Here is a 1,870-nt window from a genome sequence, read left to right as displayed (position 1 = left end):
CAGTTGGGCGGCAGCGCGTTTTCCGCCCCTCGAAACATAGTGCCCACGTTGAAGGCATGGTGCCGGCCCGCATAGAAATCGGTGTACTCGACGACCTGGAATGGCAGATGCAACTGGGCCCCTGCAAGCGGCGCCAAATGGGCCTCGACCGCGCCCTGACGCGCGGCGCCCTCTTGGAGAAGTTCCGTTAGTTGCACCCGCAGTGCGTCCCAGACTGCGGGACCGGCCACCATCACGCTATTCCACCGGGGCTGATCGAGTAGCGGCCCCCCGTCCAGGCTGATCAAGCCCGTCTTCTCCAGTGCCGTCACATCAAGAATACGATTGCCTATGGCTACGCCGCAACGTCTTGCACCGTCCGCGGTGGAAAAGACACCGCACGGCAGATTGTTGAGAGGGAAAGGACATCCGGCATCGTTGGCGCCTTCGACCCAGCTGCGTTTCAGCGGCATTCTGAAAATCCATTTCTAAGGAGGTTTACCTCAACGTGTGGGCTGCTTACGGCTTTACGCCCGGAGTGCCGTCGAACTTCTTCTCCAGACTGTCCCAGCAGTCGATATAATCGTCCTGCATCGGCGCGTCCTTGGCCGCCCATTCCGTAAGGTGCTGAGGGAAGCGTGTTTCAAACATGAAGCTCATGGTCTCCGCCTGGAATTGCGGAACCATCGGCTCGTTCGAGCCATGCTCGAATGCGTTGCGGTCGGGTCCGTGCGGGAGCATGCAATTGTGGAGGCTCATGCCACCAGGCGCAAAGCCCTGTGGCTTGGCATCGTACACCCCGTAGATGTTGCCCATCAGCTCGGACATGATGTTTTTATGGTACCACGGCGGGCGGAAGGAATGCTCGGCCACCATCCAGCGTTCGCGAAACAGGACGAAATCGATGTTGGCGGTTCCCTCCTGCCCGGATGGCGCCGTCAGCACCGTGAAAATGGATGGGTCGGGATGGTCAAACAGGATCGCGCCGACGGGCGAATAGGTGCGCAGATCGTACTTGTAGGCGCAGTAATTGCCGTGCCATGCGACGATATCGAGCGGGGAGTGACCGATGCTGGTCTCATGAAACTGACCGCACCATTTCAGGATAACGCGTGAAGCCGCCTCGCGATCCTCGAATGCGGCGACCGGGCACTTGAAATCCCGTGGATTGGCCAGGCAGTTGGCTCCGATCGGTCCGCGATTGGGCAGGTCGAACTTCTGGCCATAATTCTCGCAGACGAACCCGCGGCAAGGCCCTTCCAGAACCTCGACTCGATAGACCAGACCGCGTGGCAGGATCGCGATTTCCTTCGGCTCAAGATCGATCACCCCCAGCTCCGTATAGAAGCGAAGCCTGCCTTCCTGCGGTACGACGAGGAGTTCGCCATCGGCGGAGTAGAAATACTCGTCGATCATCGAGTCTGTCACGAGATAGACATGGCTCGCCATACCGGTCTGCGTGTTCACATCGCCGGCGGTCGTCACCGTTCTCATGCCAGTCACCCACGTCAGCCTTTCAGCGGCATGCGGGATTGGATCCCAACGATACTGACCCAATGAGACCACGTCAGGCAGAACATGCGGGGCAGACTTCCAATGAGGGACGTCGATCTTCGCAAAGCGCCCGGTGTGCTTGACCGAGGGGCGGATGCGATAGCACCAGGTACGCTCGTTCTGCCCTCGCGGAGCGGTGAAGGCGGTTCCTGACAGCTGCTCTGCATAGAGGCCGTAGCTGCATTTTTGCGGCGAATTCTGCCCCTGAGGGAGCGCGCCGGGCAACGTTTCGGTCTCAAAATCATTTCCGAACCCGGGCATGTAACCATCATGGGGGCCCGTGTTTGTGAGTGCTCGGGTCATGCCAGGGGCAAGCGGATGGTGGTGCATCGTTTCC

1 protein-coding gene and 1 pseudogene are annotated in these 1,870 nt (G+C 59.8%); both read right to left on the bottom strand.

All coding sequences use genetic code 11. The features are described from left to right. Window positions 1-452 (bottom strand): annotated as a pseudogene (locus tag AC1D17_RS28820) (fumarylacetoacetase); the annotation flags it as partial. 46 nt (window positions 453-498) lie between these two features. Further along, a complete protein-coding gene (gene hmgA, locus AC1D17_RS28815) occupies window positions 499-1,836 on the bottom strand; it encodes a homogentisate 1,2-dioxygenase (RefSeq protein WP_477568614.1) in 1,338 nt (445 codons plus the stop codon). Window positions 1,837-1,870: the final 34 nt, after the last annotated feature.

The sequence above is a fragment of the Pararhizobium sp. P1_E7 genome (assembly GCF_056405855.1).
The sequence above is the reverse complement of the archived record's forward strand: the minus strand, read 5'-3'. Positions and strand labels throughout refer to the sequence as shown.